The organism is Chryseobacterium sp. SSA4.19 (assembly GCF_022601875.1).
Classification (GTDB): Bacteria; Bacteroidota; Bacteroidia; order Flavobacteriales; family Weeksellaceae; genus Chryseobacterium.
Map to the genome: position 1 here is coordinate 150,033 of NZ_JAKVIP010000007.1, position 18,124 is coordinate 168,156.

Genomic DNA, 18,124 nt, shown 5'->3' on the forward strand with positions numbered 1-18,124 from the left:
GAGACAAAAAAACCGCCTGTTTACTCAGACGGTTTTTAATTATTTTGATTTTTAACACAAATTATCGATCAATCAATTCCGTCCTGCAGAGATGATGATGATAATGATGTACTGTTAAAAAATTCGGTTTCATTGTTGGAATTTGTATTGCAAAGGTAGGACTTATTTTCAAACGGCCAAGAATTCTATGAAATAATTTTTTGATAAAGGTTCATAAGCTGCTTTGCAATCGGTGCATCATTGAACTTCTGAACAAATTCAAAACTCTTATCAGCACGGCGTTTTCTTTCAGATTCATTATTCCAGAGAAATTGTATTTTGGCTGAAATATCAGCATCATTTTCAGGATCAATATATACCGAATCGGGCCCGCCTGCTTCAGGAAGACAGCTTGTATTGCTGGTCACCACAACCGTTTTTGAGAACAGTGCTTCAATAACAGGGATCCCAAAGCCTTCAAAAAAACTTGGGTATACGAAGATATCAGCCAGCTTATAGATTACTGCAAGCTCATCCATTGATACACCTTCCAGAAAATAAATCTGCTTTTCCATTTTATTTTTCTTGATGAACTGCTCGATCTTTCTGAAGTATTTTGTTTTTCTTCCGATAACGACCAAAGGAATAGATGTACCTTTAATGGCTTTTACAATATTTAATAGGTTTTTCCGCTCCTCGATAGTTCCTACGTTTAAGACAAACCGTTCGGGAAGGCTGAACTTTTCTTTTGTTTTTTTTACAAATTCTTCAGATTGCTGCTCCTTAAATGCCTGGTGACAGCCCTGATAAATCACTTTAATTTTACTTTCCGGGACTTTTAAAAATCGGATAATATCCTGTTTGGTCTGTTCGGAAATCGCAATAATCTTATGTGCTGAATGAGCTGCCTTTTTAAATTTCCAGAGATGAATTTTACGGTCAAAAAATGAATAATATTGGGGATATCTGATAAAAATCAGATCGTGGATGGTAACTATTTTTTTTATAGATTTCTTATCCCATTTCAAAGGAAGTTCACCAGATAATCCATGAAAAATATCTGCATGCTGTTCCTGCGCATCTTTCCCCATTTTTAACTGCCGTGACATCATTCCGTCCGATGTCTGCACAAAACGCACATTTCCTTTTTTAAGAATATCCTTTCCCCGTTTCGATTGGTTTTTATTAAGTAAAATATATTTGTTGTTAGGAAAAAATTCAGACATAATTCTTACAAGGTCTCTGGAGTAATTCCCTAAACCTGAAGTATTATGAAAAAATCTCTTGGCATCGTAAGCAATCTTCATGATTCAATCTTTTTCTGGAATTCCTGAAAGGTTCCGAAGGTATAATTTTTATTTTTAAGCCAGGAAATAAACCCGTCAAAACGCTCCACCATATCCTGTCCTGAGTTTTTCACGGTAAAACCGGGCAATTTAAATGCCTCTTCTTTAATCGCCGCAAATTCCCAGGGGTGAAAGTAAACGTTCAGGTAACCGTCTTTTTTTAAAGTGTCTGAAGCCAGTTTCTTATACAATGCCAACGGGAAATTATGAAAGCTCAGCCAGAATAAAGGAATCCTGAAATTCGGAGATACCGAAGCAGGAATTTGTGTGACGTCTCCTTCTTTAAAATAGGTTCTGGAGACTTTCAGGTTGTTGTATCTTCCCGGTAGAAATGTAGGATTGATTGATGAATTATATGAATATCCGGCATCTTCAACTGCATTTTTACTGACTGGCATCATTCTCGGCATCCTCAATCCCGTTACTTTAGTAGAGAATAATTTCTCGAGTCTGTCTTTTGATTCCTTCAGGTGCTTTTCTTCAAAATCTGAATGGAACCAAGTATGGGAAGCCAGTTCATGACCTTCGCTCAATAGCCTTTCTATCAGATATTTACTGTTTTCAGCAAATACTACGGTTGAAAAAAAAGTAGCTTTTACCTGATGTTTTTGAAGGAGATCCAGAATTTTCTGAAGCCCCGCTTGAGAAATTGAAATCTGCTTTTCAAGAGGGATTTCACCTTTGTACTCCAATGGCATATCAAATTCCTCAATGTCAAAACTTAATAGAACCATTGTTAAAAATTTTTATTTTTTATAATATAATTAGGTCTTTCTTTGACCTGTTTAAAGATTTTGCCTAAATAAATTCCTATGATCCCTAAAATGATCAGCTGTAAACCTCCAAAGAAAACGATGGTCATAATTAATGAAGCCCATCCTGAGATTTCAGTTTTTGTAATGAATGAATGAATGACATAAATTCCATATCCGACTACAGAAAGCCCTGAAAATAAAAACCCAAGATAAGCGGCAATATAAAGCGGTTTTACGCTGAATGCCGTAATTCCTGTAAAGGCAAACGTGATCATCTTTTTAAGGTTGTAGCTGCTCTGCCCGGAAAGTCTTTCATTGGCTGTAAATTCAATTCCGGTTTGTTTAAAACCCATCCAGCTTGTGAGTCCCCTTAAAAATAAATCATCTTCATTAAATGTTCTCATGACTTCAACTGCATTAGCATCCATCAATCGAAAATCTGAACCGCCGCCTTTGGTCAGATTAACATCGGACATTTTTGAAAGTATTTTATAAAAGAAATCTGAAGTTTTCCGTTTGAATAAAGAAATTTCTTTGGGATATTTTCTTACGGTAAACACAATATCGTAGCCTTCTTCCCATTTTCTGATCATTTCAGGAATGAGTTCCGGCGGATGCTGAAGATCACCATCCATAGAAATCACCGCATTGCCGTGCGCATGGTCCATTCCCGCTTTTACGGCAGGCTGATGTCCGAAATTCCTTGAAAACTCAATGAATTTTACTTCAGCATATTTTTTTGAAAGCTCTTCTAATCTTTGTTGGGTATGATCCCTGCTCCCGTCATTAACAAAAATAATTTCAAAATCATAATCGCTCAGTCCGGAAAAAACCTGACTGATTTTTTCATGTACCAAAGCAATATTTCCTTCTTCGTTATGCGCAGGAATGACGATTGAAATTTTCTTCATACAATTAATTGACGCTGTAGTTTTTCTCGAAATCTTTGGTTAAAAGTTCATAGATTACCCTTAGCCACACTACAATGCAAGGTACGGCTTTTAAAGAATATTTGATAATATAATTCTCTTTTACAAATTTCGGAAACAGGTCTGATGTGGAGAAACAGGTGAAAATAATGACAAAAACCAGCAAGCCTATGGTAAGAGGCGTTCTTTCTTTCTGAAGGAAGAACCAGATCATTATACCTGTAACGGCTATGATATAAGTCGGTGATTCTGAGCTGGAACTGAACAATACCAGAAACAGCAGTGTTGAGGCCAGGATCATTAACTGGAATGCATAGTTTTTATATTGTTTGATCCTGATATAGGGCAACGCGAAGAGCGGCAGTCCAAATGCAAGAAAAATTAGATTGGAAATGGAGGCATCTCCTAAAATCCTTCTTACAAAACCCATCAGTGAAATGTCCTGCATATTTCCCAGCACCTGGTTAGCGCTGTTTTTTTCGATAATCGACTGAAACCAGTCCGAATAGCATTGTATGACAAATTTTGGACTTGAATAAGCCATGGGCAGTATAAAGAACAGAACAGCAACGACCAATCCTGAAAGTATAAATTTTGTTTTGTTTTTTATAAAAAAGAACTGGGAAAGTCCTACAATCCCATAAATTTTGACAAAGACGCCTACTAAGATAGCTGTTACGGATTTTATTTCTTTTCTTTCATAAATGTATATCGCCGGTAATAAGAGAAGTCCTGTTAATGCCACATTAAACTGAAGACTTAAAGCTGCGGTAATATATTCCTGAAGGCAGAATAAGGCAAACAATGCTTTTTTTGCATCAGAAAAAGGAAGCTTATGGATGGCGTAAATGAAGATAAACGTATTGGCAGCATTCCACAGAGTGATTCCCAACCAGTCCGGCATCAGGGCAAAAGGAGCAATAAGTACACTGAAAAAAACACCGTAATGGTTCATGTCAAAAAACCGGTCCGGATATTCCGTAAACAGATTCGTCTGATCGCGGGTATTGAAAAACACGCTTTTAAAAATCAGGTAATTGTTAATTGCATAATTTCCCCTTGAATACTTGGAAATTGCCGTAAGCACTGCTATAATAAGATAAACCCCAAATATATATTTAGGGTTTAGCAGTATTTTAAGAAATTTATCTTTCAAAATGGTAATGTATGAGTTTAAAATAAGGTCTTACACAGCTACATTATTATCTCTCAGCGCATCATTTAAAGATGTTTTTTTATCCGTGGATTCTTTTCTCTGACCGATGATCAGTGCACAGGGTACCTGATATTCCCCGGCAGGATATTGCTTTGTATAACTTCCCGGAATAACCACGGAACGTGCAGGCACCCTACCTTTAATTTCAACCGGTGCATCTCCTGTAACATCAATGATTTTGGTTGAAGCAGTCAATACAACATTGGCTCCCAGAACAGCTTCTTTTTCTACATGAACACCTTCTACTACAATGCATCTTGAGCCGATGAAACAATCATCTTCAATAATAACCGGAGCGGCCTGAAGCGGTTCCAGAACGCCACCGATTCCAACACCACCGCTTAAATGGACATTTTTACCGATTTGCGCACAGCTTCCCACCGTTGCCCAGGTATCCACCATCGTTCCTGAATCTACATAAGCTCCGATATTGACATAAGAAGGCATCAAAATAACACCTGAAGCCACAAAAGAACCTTCTCTCGCAATGGCATGAGGTACTACCCTCACTCCTTTTTCAGCATAGTTTCTCTTCAAAGGAATTTTATCATGAAATTCAAACGGGCCTACTTCAATCGTCTCCATTTTCTGAATCGGGAAATACATCACCACTGCTTTTTTCACCCATTCATTCACCTGCCAGCCGTTTTCTGTAGGTTCAGCTACACGGAGCGTCCCTGCATCCAATAGAGAAATAACTTCTCTGATGGCTTTCTGACTGTCTTCATTCTGTAAAAGGTCTCTGTTGTCCCAAATATTTTCAATGGTCTGTTGTAACGACATGTTTATGGTTTAAAATTATCAGCGCCAAAGATACAAAAAAGTTCAGGAAAATATTTGAAGGGCGGTCTTGTTTAATGGCTTTAAAGTATTTTGAAAAAGACATCAGATAAACAAAAAAAGTTTCTTCTGTAACTTTAATTCAATAAGCAAAACTACCCTTTATCTTTTAGAGTATTCTCTGGGCATGCAAATAAGCTTTGTTCCAATAGGTTTCATTGAGGGATGAAATAATAACCCCTTTTGTTGTTGAAGCATGGATGAATTTCACTTCACCGCCATTTCCGATATCATGAACGATACCAACGTGGGAAACACGGCTTCCTCCTGCTGTCGAGAAAAATAAAAGATCTCCCGGCTTCACGTCTCTGATATCAATTTCTTTTCCGGCTGTTGCCTGATCGGCTGACCTTCTGGGAAGCTGATAATTATTTTCTTCAAAAACTTTTAATGCAAAACCTGAACAGTCAAAACCTGAAGATGTACTTCCCCCAAATTTATAGGGAGCCCCGAGGTATTTTTCAGCATCCTTTAAAATTTCATTAATTGATTTAGGAATATTTCCGTTAAACTCAGAGTCGAGTTTACGGAGGTTTTCAGCCTTTTTAACAGACACTGCAGTGTGTGGATTCTTGTGCACTGCAATTTTTTTTGTGCTTCCGCAAGAAATTAAAACTGTAGAAGCAACGAGCAAAATATAAATGTTTCTTAGGTTTAAATTTTCATAATTCAAGCTGTTCATCATATTTCTTTTTTGTTTCTGCCCTGAATATGCTTACAAATATAAATAAATTATGTTGAATGTGTGGTAGGAATTAAAGCAAAAAAGCTATTCCTTGGAATAGCTTTTTTTATATTACAGTGATTTTATTTAGATGTTTTTTCACCTTTCCATGTGCCTGATCGTATGGGCGTAGGTACTGAGTTTGTCCATGTGCCTGACGCTTTTTTATCTTCTCTCATCAGTGTTCCTCTGAATTCTCCGTCTTCAGGCATTCCTACAACAGCTGTCAGGTCTCCCGTTTCACTAAGCTGCCCGGAAATAGCATAATTTTCAGTGGTCTGATCAGAGTGCATGGTCCCGGTTACTTTTCCGTCGGTTGCCACTACAATATTCCAGCTGCCTTTCTCAGTCCCCTCATAAGTTCCGGTCCATGTTCCGATAAAATCATAAATGTTGTCTTCATCTTCATTACAACCAATCAATAAAAAAGCAGTTAATAAAAGTAAAAATATTTTCTTCATAGTTTATAAGGTAATTATATTATTAAATTTTATTAGAGTTATTAAGGAATAACTCATATATTTAAAATCTATTTTTAATGTTAACAAATATATAATTTTTATTTGATTTGAATAATTATACTGCTTTATAAATGAGATTTATTTAATAAAAAAAGAAATTGTTTGAAATTAATGCACTTTTGCATTTGCGTTTTCTTTAGGAAATTCATCGATTAAGAAACGTCACATTTTAATCATAAAATATTCCTGACAATAATGCCAGGAATATTTGAGGTTCCTTAAATGTTTATATTTTAATAGTTGAATTTTACTTTTCAATTACTGTGCCACTTCTGAAAATAAAATAAATTCAGGGGTTATTTTATATGATTGCAATATGACTATAAAAAAATAAAGCTCTTCGATCGAAGAGCTTTATTTTGGTGGAGAATACGGGATTCGAACCCGTGACCTTTTGACTGCCAGTCAAACGCGCTAGCCAACTGCGCCAATCCCCCGGATACTTCTGTTTTGAAGCGGTACAAAAGTAAGTATTTAAAATAAATCTGCAAATAATTTATGTATTTATTGTTGAATATTTTAAAATTTTTTACCTATGTTTTAAATTAATGATTAATTATCAGTGATTTATAAGTAATCTTTTTAATCTTAATTTATAAAAAATGCATGTTAATTTTTAACATGCATTTTAATAGTGTTGATTTAATAAATTATTTCCAGCCTCCACCGAGCGCCTGATAAAGCTCTACGGCAGCTCTCATTTTATTATATTCTGCATTGGCGATGTTTAACTCAGCATTTAAAGAGTTTACGCTGGCATTCAATACTTCCAGATAATTGGCCATCCCGTAATTAACCAATTCCTGAGAATATTCTACTGAGTTCTTGTAGGCATTTAATTCCTTTTGTTTCAGTTCGATAAAAGAATCCTGTACCGAAAATACCCTGATTGCATCTGAAACTTCTTTTCCGGCGGTAAGAACTGTTTTCCTGAAGTTGAGATAAGCGGTTTGCTGATTAGCAAGGCTTACTTCATAGTTGGTTCTGATGGCTCTTCTGTTTAAAATCGGCTGCGCCAGGCCCGCCACAACATTTGCAAATAATGAATTTACACTGAATAAATGATCAATATCCACCGACTGTACACCACCGCTCCCGGTAAGCCTTAAAGTGGGATAAAACTGGGCTTTTGCGGCATTGGTCAGTTCAAAGGTATTGATCAGGTTATATTCCGCTCTCATCACATCAGGACGGTTGGCAAGCAACTGTGCCGGATATCCTAACTTAACATCAACCGGAAGCTTTTGGGATTCCAGCGTGGACCTTTCTATAGTGCGTGACGGCTCACCCATTAACAGGCTCATTGTATTTTCCAGGAGCTGGATCTGGGTATCAATGTCAATCAATAATGATTGGGCATTGAATACCAAGGCTTCGCTCTGCTGTACCGCGACCTCTGTTAAAGTACCCGCTATTTTTAAAGCTTTTGTTGTTTCTAAGTTTCTCTCACGGAGCGCAATGGTTTCCGTAATGATTTTCTTTTGGGCATCATAGGTCAGCAATTGGTAATATGATGAAGCAACTGATGCCACAAGATCACTTTTAACTGCTTTATGAGCCGCGACAGTAGACAGATAAGCAGCAAACTGTGCTCTTTCCTGGGATTTCAATCGGCCCCAGATATCAGCTTCCCATCCGATACTGGCAGTGATATCAAACTGATTAACATATCTTCTCTCTCCGATAATCTGCCCGAACTGCGTATTAATAGACTGGGTCTGGAACGTGTAGTTTGGCCCTATGGATAAAGTAGGCTGATATGCCGCTTTGCTTTGTTTTAAATAGGATTCTGCGGAAACTATATTCTGCAGAGCAATCCTGATATCCAGGTTATTTTCAAGGGCTTTTGAAATATGGCCCTGAAGTATGGGATCCGTGAAAATTTCTTTCCATGAAACATTGGCGATATTTGTACTATCTGAAGATAGCATATCGGTACGGTAAAGCTTTTCATCAACCACTTTATCCGGTCTCTGGTATTCTTTCCTTACCATACAGGATGATACGGTTGCAAGAATCGTAACGGAAAAAGTAATTCCTTTTATGATGTTTAAAATACTCTTCATTGTAAATAGAAGTTAATAAAAATCAGAAGCCGGAAAATTCCTGACTTCTGATCTTCTGATCATTAATTTATTCTGCTAAATTGATATCTTGTTGCTTGATAGGTTTTATTTTTTCCTGCAGAGTCTGGAAAACCACATATAAGACCGGAATGACAAATACTCCCAAAATAGTACCTATCAATAAGCCGATAGAAGCACCTGTCGCAATGGATCGGTTACCTACGGCACCGATTCCGCTCGCTAATACCAATGGTAGTAGGCCAAAGATAAAGGCCAGAGAAGTCATTAAAATCGGTCTTAATCTAGCTTTTGCCGCATTGATCGCCGACTCAACGATCGTTTCTCCGTGATGCCTTCTCTGAACGGCAAATTCAATAATCAAAATGGCATTTTTAGCTAATAAGCCTACCAACATAATCAATGCAATCTGGAAGTAAATGTTATTTTCAAGCCCCATAATCTTTTGCCCGAAATAGGCACCCATTACCCCAAGCGGAAGTGAAATGACCACAACCAAAGGTAAAATATAACTTTCATACTGAGCGGAAAGAATAAAATATACAAATACCAGACTCAAAGCAAAGATCAGCAAGGTCTGAGATCCCGAGCTCAATTCTTCTCTGGTAAGACCTGTAAATTCAACATCATAGTTCTGATCCAGTGTTTCTTTGGCAACCTGCTGTACTGCAGTAATGGCATCTCCTGAACTGAAGCCGGCTTTGTTTGCTCCGGTAATCTTTACGGAAGTAAAAAGGTTATAACGCCCTACTGACTGAGGACCATAAGTTTTTGTCAACGTCACAAACTGTGAAATTGGTGACATTTCTCCCGAACTGGTTTTAATATAATACTGGTTAAGGTTATCTGCATTCATCCGGTCTTCGGGAAGTGCCTGAATCATTACCCTGAACTGCTTTCCGTATTTGGTAAAGTCGGCACCGTAAATTCCTCCGATATATCCCTGCATGGTTGATAAGATATCATTCACTGAAACTCCTTTTTGTTTTGCCAGCGGAACATTAATCTCCATCATATACTGAGGATATTTTGTGTTGAATGAAGTCTGTGCAAATTCAATTTCCGGACGCTGCATTAAATTACCGATAAATTCATTCGTTTTTGCATCCAATTGTGCAAAATCGCCTCCTGATTTGTCTAAAAGTACCATCTCAAAACCTGCACTGTTCCCGAATCCCGGTACACTTGGCGGCTGGAAGAATACAACTTTCGCATCCGGTACTTTTCCTGCCAGGCCGAATAGCCGTTTGGAAATCTCTTCCGATGATAAACCGTCTCCTTTTCTATCATCAAATGGCTTTAATTTAATGAAAGCAAGTCCATTATTACTTCCGTTTCCGGATAATAATCCTCTACCCGTAGAAATGGTGACATTCTGGATTCCTGGTATTTTCATCGCATTTTTCTGCAGCGTTTTCAGAACATTGTAAGTTCTCTCCATGGATGCTCCCGGCGGAAGCTGTACATCGGTGAATATAATTCCTCTGTCTTCAGTCGGTACAAATCCTTTTTTCATACTGCCGTTAGCCCAGTAAATAATTCCTCCGGTCACCACAAGAATTACCAAGGTTACCCACTTATGCTTGATCAAAAAATTAAACCCTCTTCCATAGCGGTCTGTAGCTGTTTTAAAGCCTATATTGAACTTATAAAAGAACTTCTGGATGAAATTCTTATCCTTATATCCTTCATGATGATCTTCATGAGGTTTTAAAAATAATGAACATAACACCGGACTTAAAGTTAATGCATTAACCGCTGAGATGATAATGGCAATAATCAATGTGATCCCGAACTGCTGATAAAATACACCGGTTGGACCTGTAATGAATGTAACGGGAATAAATACCGCTGCCATTACTAAGGTAATTGAAATAATTGCTCCGGTGATTTCATCCATTGCTTCAATCGTGGCTTTTTTTGCATCAGGAATTCCGTGCTCCATTTTAGCATGGACCGCCTCGACGACGACGATGGCATCATCCACTACGATACCGATAGCCAGTACCAAAGCAAAAAGCGTCAGTAAGTTTAATGAATATCCGAAAAGGTTCAGAAAGAAGAATGTTCCTACAATAGATACCGGAACCGCGATGGCCGGGATTAATGTCGATCTGAAATCCTGTAAGAAAATATAAACTACGATAAATACCAGAATAAATGCTTCTATCAGCGTATGAATTACTTTTTCAATGGATGCATCCAAAAATTCATTGGTATCAAAGTTAAACGTATATTTAACACCTTCGGGATAAGAACTTTCATTCTCTTTCAGCTGTTTTTTGATGTTTTCAATAATTTCCTGGGCATTGGATCCCGGAGTCTGGAAAACTCCCATACTGATGGACGGGTTATCCCCATTTTCACCGATTCCACTATATGATAAGCCACCCAATTCAACTTTCGCAACATCTTTCAACATTAAGTTTTGTCCATCAGGAAGAGATTTGATAATAATATCATCATATTGCTCCTTTTCGCTGAACTTGCCTACATATTTAATGATATATTCAAAAGAGCTTCCGCTATTCTGTCCTAAAGATCCTGCAGCAGCTTCCCTGCTCTGATCATTAATGGCAGCAGTAACTTCAGCCGGTGTGATTCCGTAGGCGGCAAGTTTAGCAGGATCAAGCCATATTCTCATTGAATAATTTTTGCCTCCGAAAACATTGGCTTCCCCTACTCCGTTAATCCTCTGAAGATCCGGAATTACGTTGATATTTAAAAAATTCTGAAGGTATACATCATCAATATTTTTATTCTCAGAATAAAAAGAAAGGTACATCAAAGCACTGGTCTGCTGTTTCTGTGTAACCACCCCCGAACGGGTAACTTCACTAGGAAGAAGCGGGCTTGCTCTGGCCACACGGTTCTGTACGTTTACTGCAGCAATATCTGCATTAACGCCCTGCTTAAAAAACACCTGAATTTGTGCTGAACCGTCATTCCCGGCTGTTGAGGTAATATAGTCCATTCCCTCAACCCCGTTGATCTGTTCTTCGAGAGGAACAACAACACTTTTCATCACCGTTTCAGCATTGGCTCCTGTATAATTTGCCCTTACGCTTACCGTTGCCGGTGCAATATCAGGATACTGTGTCACCGGCAGCGAAATCAACCCCAAAATCCCAAGAATAACAATCAGGATGGAAATTACGGTAGATAAAACCGGTCTGTTTATAAAATTTTTAATCATTTAGAATTTCGGTTTTATAGATTCAACAAGGCTATCCATTTTTACAGGCTTCGGCTTTATGGCCGTACCCGGTTTTAGAGCACCGATACCTGCCGCAACAATTGTTTCGCCTTTATTGACTCCTGATTTGATAAGCGCCATATTGTCTATCCTGTCAATGACGTTAATAACTACATTTCTTGCAGTATCTCCTTTGTCCACTTTGTATACATATACAATACCCTGCTGCTCATAAGTAGCACTTTCCGGAATTGCCAGGACATTATCATACGCTTTTGGCAGCCTGATGGTTCCGCTGTTTCCGTTGCTTAACAATTTCTGGGCATTTTTGAAGCTTACTCTGAACTGAATGGTTCCTGTGGTAGGATCAATCTGCCCCGTGATGGCTTCCACTCTTCCTTTTTCAGGATAAAGACTTCCGTTGGCCAACTGTAATTCAACCATCGGAAGGTTTTTAATTTTTTCTGGCATGCTGGCACCTTTGGATTTTTCCAGGAAATCAAAGTATTCTTTTTCATTCATTGAAAAATAAGCATAAATCTCAGAGGTATCTGATATCGTTGTTAAAGGGGTCTGGTCGGAAGGCCCTACCAAACTTCCTACTTTTAAAGGAAGCTTACCGATAACACCTGAAATAGGTGCCCGTATGATAGAATATTCAATATTAGCCTCCACTCCTTTGTAATTGGCAACCGCCTGGCTTTTAGCAGCCCTGGCCTGCTGTAATTGGGCTTGTGCCTGTGCTAGATTTGCCTGTGCAGTCTGTAGTTGGACGTTGCTGATAATATTTTTCTGAACAAGCGGCTTCAGTTTGTTTACTTCCACATTGGCTGCGCTTACGGCTGCCTGTGCCGCTGCAATATTAGATTCCGCTGCACCGATCCCTGCTTTGGATGCCGCTGCATTCTGGCTTAAAATATTTGTTTCCAGACGAAACAGAGGCTGTCCTTTGGTAACATATTGTCCTTCATCCACCAAAAGCTGAGTGATATATCCCTGAATTTTCGCACGGACATCATTATTTACCCTTCCCTGGATGGTGGCAGGAAATGTTTGGTAACCTACTATATTTTTCGCCTCTACATTTACCACAGGATATGGTTTCGGGCCATCCTGTTTCGGAGCTTCTTTTTTGCAGGCTGTTAAAGAAAGTGCTGCAACAGAAAGTATAAGTAGCTTATTGTTCATTTTATAGTTTATTTAGAGATTCCTGAATATTTATTATATTTTTATTTAAAAGTGCTTTGTAGGCTTCCATCTTCTGGTCATTGCCATATCCGTCATCACGGTTTTTTTTGAAATGATCCAAATCATCCAGAAGCTTTAATTCATCGTGCATTTTCTGAACAATCTTTTCAAATCGTAACTTTTTATAACCGTCATTGATAAAAAAATACCGTTTCCGTTCATCCATTTTATTGTGATCTACAATAAGTTCTGCATTTAGAAGCAGCGAAAGGCTTGTAGAAACAGAACTTTTGCTCGCACTAAGCACTTCGACAAACTCGTCAAAAGTTATGCCTGCTTTATGATAATCAAAAAGCAGGTAGGCATAAATTTTTGAAGCCAATGGAGGTAAGCTGAATACAGTACCGTAAAATTTTACAGCTTCCTGAAAAATTCTTTCATCAATTTCTATACTCTTATGCATGGTATATAAATTTGATGCAAAAATATAAATTAGTTCAGAACTAACCGAACAAACTTAATAGAGTTTATATATAAATTGTGTTATAAAAAATCAATAAGACAGATTTTTATTATTATTAAATTATGATTTTTTCAAAAGCTTTTCTCATTCCGCCCGCCAAAAAAACTTCGCCGCAGTAACTGTATCCTTTACTTTCAAGAATTTTAAGCATGGCTATATTATCAAAATTCGTATCCACTTTAACACTTTGGATCCCCTGAGACTTCGTGAATTCTTCAATAAGGTCAAACAGTTTCTTCACCATTCCCTGACCAGCAAATTTTTCATCAACTGCCACCCGGTGAACTACAACAAATTCTCCGTTACTCAGCCAGGCTCCGTCAATGGTACTGTAAGCGGGCTCATCATTTAAGATCAGTGCCGTGTATACTGCAATTTCACCATTGACAGTCATTACATATCCAAAGCCTTTCTCAATATCATTTTCTACCGTTCCCAGGTTTGGATATCCGTCCTGCCATTGTGTACTTCCGTCTTTTTTTCTTCTTTCAATAGCCTGCTGTATAATAGTCCAGATCATATCACGGTCTCCGGCTTCTGCTTTTCTTAATCTGATTTCTGAATTCATTGCTGTAAAAATTTGTAAATAGCTTGCCTTGTTTTCCTTTCAATACTAATCATTTATCAATTAATTGATTTTATAATTATCACAAGATAATATCTGATTATATTGCATATAACCAATCTGGCTTTTAAAGTTAAAAAGCAAGCAGTTTATGGATAAAAGATTCAATTAAAAAACCGAAAACTAATTGGAATTAATTTTCGGTTTGAAGTAGTAAAATTTAAAATTATGAAATTGTTTTTATTGATTTTCACTTTGCTGGAGATAAGCATCGATGATCTCGAATGCTTTTTTTTCATCTTCCAGATCTACCATTACTTTTAACGATGTAGCCGTTGGCGTAGTGGTAAAAGTAAGGTAATTGTTTTCAACTTCATTGGTAATTTGGGCATCGTCCAGTTTGGATTTTATCAATTGGATTTCTGCCGGTTTGTCGCTTTCAAAAACTGATACTCTTGTACTTCTTTCCATGTTCTGTCTCGTTTAAGTATTTAAATTTATAACAATTTTTTGAAAATTACAAGTCTAAAGTTTAAATTTTGTTAATATTGTTTTCAATTTTATCCAGTGCAAGCTGAATTTCCTCTTGAGTTACATTCAGATGAGGTCTGAAACGAAGCGACTGGTCTCCGCATGCCAGAATGATCATTCCATCTTTCCAAAGCTCATCTCTTAATAAGTTTCTTTGCTCGTGGGTAGGCAGGTCAATGGCACACATCAATCCCCTTCCTCTGGCATTGGTCAGTTTTTCAGGGTATCTTTCCTCTAATTTTTTCAGTCCTTCCAGCAGGTAATTTCCTACGGTTCTTGCATTTTCTACCAGGTTTTCCTTTTCAATAACTTCCATGACCAACTGGAAACGCAGCATGTCGATGAAGTTTCCGCCAAATGTTGAATTAATCCTAGAGCTCTCCCTGAATACATTGTCAGAGATTTCATCAAATTTTTCTTTATTTGCCAAGACACCGCATACCTGGGCTTTTTTACCGAAAGAAATGATGTCCGGCTTCGCAGTAAAGTGCTGGAAAGCCCACATTTTACCTGTAATGCCAATACCGGTCTGGACTTCATCAAAAATAAGAAGGATCTCATGCTGGTCACAGATCTTTCTGATACCCATTAGGAATTCGTCCCTGAAATGATTGTCGCCGCCTTCTGCCTGGATCGGCTCGATAATAATGCAGGCTACTTTGTTAGGGTTCATCAGGATGGCTTCTTCAATATTCAGCAATGCCAATCTTTCGTTTCTGATGGTTTCTTCTAAATTTTCCTCTGTGATTGGGAAAGTCAGCTTAGGATTTAAGATTCTCGGCCAGTCAAACATAGGGAAATACTGATATTTTCTGGGATCAGAAGTATTGGTTAAGCTTAAGGTATAACCGCTTCTTCCATGGAATGCCTGTCTGAAATGGATACAGATACCCGCTTCAAGATCGAGCCCTTTTTCAAAATTCTTTTTGGTTTTCCAGTCGAAACATGCTTTCATGGCATTTTCAACCCCTAATGAACCACCTTCGATAAAGAAAGCATACTGAAGCTCTTTAGGAATTACTACCCTTTCAAAAACCTCCAGAAAATGTGCATATTCTTCTGAGTAAACATCTGCAAGGGTCGGTTTATTAACTGCCATTTTTCCCAGCCATTCTGATTTTTCCATCAGGTAAGGATGGTTATAACCGATGGAAGCCGAAGCAAACATCGAAAACATATCCAGATATTTTTTGTTGGTGAGCTTATCATAAAGCCAAGACCCCTGTGATTTTTCAATATCCATTACGAAATCAAAACCGTCTGCCAGTACGTGTCTGCCAATGGTCTCTTTAACTTTATTTGCCTGTATATCTATTGTTTGTTCCATATTTGTGAATTGAAATTTATTAAAAGATTAAAAATCAAGGCATTCTGCTTCATTAAATTATTCATCTTTTAATTTTAAATGGTTTAGTTTAAAGTGATACTTTTATAAGTCAAATTTAATTCCTTGTGCCAGAGGAAGATTTGTTGTGTAATTGATAGTGTTGGTTTGGCGTCTCATATAGTATTTCCAGACATCCGAACCAGACTCCCTGCCGCCGCCGGTTTCTTTTTCACCACCGAACGCTCCGCCGATTTCGGCACCGGAAGTCCCGATATTGACATTGGCAATTCCGCAGTCTGAGCCTGCATGGGAAAGGAACAGTTCAGCTTCTCTTAAGTTTTGGGTCATAATAGCAGATGACAATCCCTGCGGAACATCATTCTGGATTGCAATGGCTTCATCTAATGTATTGTATTTGATCAGGTATAGGATCGGAGCAAAAGTTTCATGCTGAACGATTTCATAAGAATTCTGTACTTCGGCGATACATGGTTTTACGTAGCAGCCGGATTCATACCCTTTGCCCTGAAGAACTTCACCTTCAACCACGAAATTTCCGCCTTCTTCTTTGCATTTTCTGATCGATTCCTCGTACTGGGTAACGGCAGCTTTATCAATAAGCGGTCCTACGTGGTTGCTTTCATCCAGCGGATTCCCGATCTTCAGTTGTCCATATGCTTTTACCAGTCTGTTTTTCACTTCATCATACACGCTTTCATGAATGATCAGCCTTCTTGTTGAGGTACATCTTTGTCCGGCAGTTCCTACGGCTCCGAAAACCGCTCCGATGATCGACATATCAATGTCTGCATCTTTAGAGATGATGATGGCATTATTTCCTCCCAATTCAAGGATGGATTTCCCGAATCTTTCGGCAACTTTTGAAGATACCATTCTTCCGACCCTTGTAGAGCCGGTGAATGAAATCAGGGAAACTCTTTTATCATCTACTAATTTTTGTCCGATTTCATGATCTGAAACCAAAACGCTTGAAATTCCGTCATAGAGATTGTTTTCCTTTAAAACTTCATTCATGATATTCTGGCAGGCAATGGCACAAAGCGGTGTTTTTTCTGAGGGCTTCCAGATCGTTACATTTCCGCAGATCCAAGCCAAAGCTGTATTCCAGGCCCAAACGGCTACCGGAAAGTTAAAAGCGGTAATGATTCCCAATACGCCAAGCGGATGGTACTGCTCATACATTCTGTGTCCCGGTCTCTCCGAGTGCATGGTATATCCGTGAAGCTGTCTTGAAACTCCTACCGCAAAATCACAGATGTCGATCATTTCCTGAACTTCCCCTAATCCTTCCTGTAAAGATTTACCCATTTCATAAGAAACAAGCTTTCCTAAATCATCTTTATATGTTCTTAATTTCTGGCCAAGCTGCCTTACAAGCTCCCCTCTTTTAGGAGCCGGAATAAGCCTGAACTCTTTAAATGCTTTTTGAGCCGTTTCAATTACTTTGTCGTAATCAGATTCTGCGGAAGTCTTAATTTTAGCAATCAGCTTTCCGTCTACAGGAGAGTAGCTCTCTATAGTTTTCCCTGATGCAAAGTATTTTCCGCCCGATGAAGTCCCCTTGTTTTCTTCTTTGATCCCTAGATTTTTGAGTGTTTTTTCAATTCCAAAATCCTTTACTTTTTTAGACATAAAAATTTTACTTTTCGTTTTCCCTAAAGTTAAAAATATTACGCGAACTGCAAAATTTTAATTTTACAGTCTTTTTTATTTGGACTAATTATAAACATGCTTATCTTTGTACAGTAATCACTTGCATTTCAGAAATGGAAAATAATAAAACGATACAGGAACCGGCAGAAGAAAAGAAATCCTCTAAGTGGAAAAGCCTGGTAAAAAAGTTTGGGATAGGAGGAATTATATTTTTCACTGTTAAAGGCATCATTACCTCTACTCTTATTTACTTTCTCGGTAAAAATTTCTGGACGGTCATCAGTAATTACTTCTCAACAATCTTTGATTAATTTAATTGATAATATGAACTGAAAAAGCAGAGAAATTTCTCTGCTTTTTTTTGAATAGTTAATCTATCCACCGCTAAACATGAATGATTATCATCCTGATTATCCTTTCTTCTTTCTTCCGGAATCAGTTAAGCTCTGATGCAGCAAATACTCAATCTGTCCGTTTACACTCCGGAATTCATCATTTGCCCATTTTTCCAGAAGTTTGTAAGTAGACTCATCGATCCTGAGGACAAAAGACTTTTTGCTTTTGCTTTCGGAAGGATTCTGAGCTTTTTCTGATTTCATCTTTATTTATTTATTTATTTATTTATTTATTGAAGTTGTTTAAACTTTTAATTTTTTGATTAGCCTTAAAGAAAATGCTAAAAAGTGCAGGTTCTTCCAGGTAATATCCAGTTTTTCAAATCTTATC

Annotated in this window: 17 protein-coding genes and 1 tRNA gene; 1 reads left to right on the top strand and 17 read right to left on the bottom strand. The window is 37.8% G+C overall.

Annotation, left to right across the window (positions count from 1 at the left end; genetic code table 11):
• Nucleotides 1-185 precede the first annotated feature (185 nt).
• The 16 genes from MKJ01_RS06985 to MKJ01_RS07060 all read right to left on the bottom strand — a co-directional run bounded on the left by MKJ01_RS06985 (nucleotide 186) and on the right by MKJ01_RS07060 (nucleotide 17,377).
• The gene (locus MKJ01_RS06985) at nucleotides 186-1,286 is read right to left on the bottom strand and encodes a glycosyltransferase family 1 protein (protein WP_241612883.1); all 1,101 of its coding nucleotides are present in this window, start codon (nucleotides 1,284-1,286) and stop codon (nucleotides 186-188) included.
• On the bottom strand, nucleotides 1,283-2,059 hold the full coding sequence (locus MKJ01_RS06990; protein WP_241612885.1) for a polysaccharide deacetylase family protein: 777 nt from the start codon (nucleotides 2,057-2,059) through the stop codon (nucleotides 1,283-1,285). The genes MKJ01_RS06985 and MKJ01_RS06990 overlap by 4 nt, the downstream gene beginning before the upstream one ends.
• Before the next feature lie 2 nt (nucleotides 2,060-2,061).
• Nucleotides 2,062-2,991, bottom strand: a complete 930-nt coding sequence (locus MKJ01_RS06995) for a glycosyltransferase family 2 protein (RefSeq protein WP_241612887.1) — start codon at nucleotides 2,989-2,991, stop codon at nucleotides 2,062-2,064.
• Nucleotides 2,992-2,995: 4 nt separating this feature from the next.
• On the bottom strand, nucleotides 2,996-4,165 hold the full coding sequence (locus tag MKJ01_RS07000) for a glycosyltransferase family 87 protein (protein ID WP_241612889.1): 1,170 nt from the start codon (nucleotides 4,163-4,165) through the stop codon (nucleotides 2,996-2,998).
• Nucleotides 4,166-4,195: 30 nt separating this feature from the next.
• Nucleotides 4,196-5,008, bottom strand: coding sequence for a 2,3,4,5-tetrahydropyridine-2,6-dicarboxylate N-succinyltransferase (locus MKJ01_RS07005; protein ID WP_241612891.1), 813 nt, complete (start codon nucleotides 5,006-5,008; stop codon nucleotides 4,196-4,198).
• 166 nt (nucleotides 5,009-5,174) lie between these two features.
• The gene (locus tag MKJ01_RS07010; protein ID WP_241612893.1) at nucleotides 5,175-5,750 is read right to left on the bottom strand and encodes a C40 family peptidase; all 576 of its coding nucleotides are present in this window, start codon (nucleotides 5,748-5,750) and stop codon (nucleotides 5,175-5,177) included.
• Between the two features lie 122 nt (nucleotides 5,751-5,872).
• Entirely contained in the window at nucleotides 5,873-6,250 is a 378-nt protein-coding gene (locus MKJ01_RS07015; protein WP_241612895.1) for a hypothetical protein, read from the bottom strand.
• Nucleotides 6,251-6,670: 420 nt separating this feature from the next.
• Nucleotides 6,671-6,747: transfer RNA gene (locus MKJ01_RS07020), tRNA-Ala, on the bottom strand.
• 213 nt (nucleotides 6,748-6,960) lie between these two features.
• Entirely contained in the window at nucleotides 6,961-8,376 is a 1,416-nt protein-coding gene (locus MKJ01_RS07025; protein WP_241612897.1) for an efflux transporter outer membrane subunit, read from the bottom strand.
• A 67-nt stretch (nucleotides 8,377-8,443) separates the two neighbouring features.
• Nucleotides 8,444-11,590 (bottom strand): efflux RND transporter permease subunit, encoded by a 3,147-nt coding sequence (locus tag MKJ01_RS07030; RefSeq protein WP_241612900.1) that lies wholly within the window; start codon nucleotides 11,588-11,590, stop codon nucleotides 8,444-8,446.
• Nucleotides 11,591-12,778: an efflux RND transporter periplasmic adaptor subunit gene (locus MKJ01_RS07035; RefSeq protein ID WP_241612902.1), complete on the bottom strand. Its 1,188-nt coding sequence runs from the start codon at nucleotides 12,776-12,778 to the stop codon at nucleotides 11,591-11,593.
• Between the two features lies 1 nt (nucleotide 12,779).
• A complete protein-coding gene (locus MKJ01_RS07040) occupies nucleotides 12,780-13,241 on the bottom strand; it encodes a hypothetical protein (protein WP_241612904.1) in 462 nt (153 codons plus the stop codon).
• Nucleotides 13,242-13,356: 115 nt separating this feature from the next.
• Nucleotides 13,357-13,869: a GNAT family N-acetyltransferase gene (locus MKJ01_RS07045; RefSeq protein ID WP_241612907.1), complete on the bottom strand. Its 513-nt coding sequence runs from the start codon at nucleotides 13,867-13,869 to the stop codon at nucleotides 13,357-13,359.
• A gap of 237 nt (nucleotides 13,870-14,106) precedes the next feature.
• Nucleotides 14,107-14,337, bottom strand: a complete 231-nt coding sequence (locus tag MKJ01_RS07050; RefSeq protein WP_241612909.1) for a hypothetical protein — start codon at nucleotides 14,335-14,337, stop codon at nucleotides 14,107-14,109.
• Between the two features lie 61 nt (nucleotides 14,338-14,398).
• Nucleotides 14,399-15,724: an L-lysine 6-transaminase gene (gene lat, locus MKJ01_RS07055; RefSeq protein WP_241612911.1), complete on the bottom strand. Its 1,326-nt coding sequence runs from the start codon at nucleotides 15,722-15,724 to the stop codon at nucleotides 14,399-14,401.
• 102 nt (nucleotides 15,725-15,826) lie between these two features.
• Nucleotides 15,827-17,377 carry an aldehyde dehydrogenase family protein gene (locus MKJ01_RS07060; RefSeq protein WP_241612912.1) on the bottom strand — a complete coding sequence of 517 codons (1,551 nt, stop codon included), beginning with the start codon at nucleotides 17,375-17,377 and terminating at the stop codon, nucleotides 15,827-15,829.
• A gap of 134 nt (nucleotides 17,378-17,511) precedes the next feature.
• On the opposite strand from MKJ01_RS07060, the gene MKJ01_RS07065 reads away from it, so the two are divergent.
• Nucleotides 17,512-17,709, top strand: coding sequence for a hypothetical protein (locus MKJ01_RS07065; RefSeq protein WP_241612914.1), 198 nt, complete (start codon nucleotides 17,512-17,514; stop codon nucleotides 17,707-17,709).
• 99 nt (nucleotides 17,710-17,808) lie between these two features.
• Here MKJ01_RS07065 and MKJ01_RS07070 read toward each other — a convergent pair whose 3' ends face one another.
• Nucleotides 17,809-17,997, bottom strand: coding sequence for a PTS ascorbate transporter subunit IIC (locus MKJ01_RS07070; protein WP_241612916.1), 189 nt, complete (start codon nucleotides 17,995-17,997; stop codon nucleotides 17,809-17,811).
• Between the last annotated feature and the right edge of the window lie 127 nt (nucleotides 17,998-18,124).